The sequence below is a fragment of the Pseudonocardia sp. Ae505_Ps2 genome (assembly GCF_001932425.1).
In the GTDB taxonomy this organism is placed as follows: Bacteria; Actinomycetota; Actinomycetes; order Mycobacteriales; family Pseudonocardiaceae; genus Pseudonocardia.
This window is the reverse complement of the sequence record NZ_MCIP01000001.1, coordinates 773,639-774,878: the sequence shown is the minus strand read 5'-3', so window position 1 is coordinate 774,878 and position 1,240 is coordinate 773,639. Positions and strand designations below refer to the sequence as shown.

Sequence of the window (1,240 nt, the reverse complement as noted above, 5' to 3'; positions counted from 1 at the left end):
CCCGTACCCACCCCGGGCTGCTCGAGGGCCTGGCCGCGTTCACCGACGACACCCACGCCGCGCTGGGCGACCTCGGCTACGAAGGCGAAGCCGACCGGCTCACCGTGCCCATCAAACTCGCCCCCGGCCGCGGGCAGACGGTCAACCAGCGCACCGTCAACACCCTGCACTCAGCCCTTCGTGCTCTGGCCGAACGCGGAAACGCCCTGCTCAAGACCACCTTCGCCGCGTTGCGGCGAGTCACGCTATGTCCCTGGCGCACCGGCGCGATCACCGCAGCTGCGCTCGTACTACTCCACACCGAGTACGACCGCACGACATGATCAACCCGCTACTGAGAACACCTCATTGCCAGGCGCCTTTTAGGTGAGGCGCGCTCCCGCTTTTCCATTGCTGCATTCGAAGAGCCCTACACCAATTACGGGGCTGCGCTCATCGGGGCCTCATCCGACAGCTGAGCCTGGCCCGGCGAGTTCCCGCTGCCCCCAGCTAGGTAAGGCTGCGAAGCTCGTCTCTGGCGTCCGCTGCGATAACTGATCCTTTAAACTGCTTCCCGTCGAGTAGGTCTCCCATCTCTGAGATTCGCCTGCGAATCCAGGAAATCTTCCGTTCCTCGGGTAGATTGATTACAGGGCGTAATACCTGCATTGCTCCATCAATTTCGCCTACTTTGACGCGGGCAGTTGCTTGATATACGTGAGCTAGAGCCTCATCGTCCAGTGATCGGAACTCATCCCCCTCGTGTTCCCACAGGGAGATGGCGCGCCCGGCGTCTCTGTCTGCTCGCTTCAGGGCTTGTGGATCGTCCAGCCACATTAGACTTGAGCCACCATAGTAGAGCTGTTTGGCGTAGCTGAAGGAGTAGAGGCCGTTCACAGAGTCGGACGCGGCTTTATCGCGCAAGGATAGAGCTTGATCTAGGAGGTCCTGCGCCTTCCTGGAGTTGTTGAGGTTGGCGGCACACTGAGCTGCTCCACATAGGAGGCGAATCGTTGACGTGCCTGCTCCTGCGTACTTCAAGCCGTCCTGGGCAAGGTTGTCCGCAAGAGTGTAGTTCTTCTCGAACCGCGCCAGGAGAGATTCAGTTCCGCGGACCCAGGCGCGCAGTTCATTGTCGTTCGCGGATTCCGCTAGGTGCCATGCGGCACGAGCGTGGGTCGCGGCAATCTCGGGGTGGCCGAGGTCGAGGGCAGCGTAGATAAGCACCCCGGAGGCTCTGCCTGCCGCCAGGGTCAAGTCG

General features: G+C 61.6%; 1 protein-coding gene and 1 pseudogene. One reads left to right on the top strand and one right to left on the bottom strand.

From position 1 onward, the window contains the following. Positions 1-323 (top strand): transposase family protein (locus Ae505Ps2_RS33070; protein WP_249265213.1); only part of this gene is annotated, 323 nt, incomplete at its 5' end. Positions 324-489: 166 nt separating this feature from the next. Here the strand turns inward: Ae505Ps2_RS33070 and Ae505Ps2_RS30870 are convergent. Continuing rightward, a pseudogene (locus Ae505Ps2_RS30870) lies at positions 490-1,240 on the bottom strand (hypothetical protein); the annotation flags it as partial.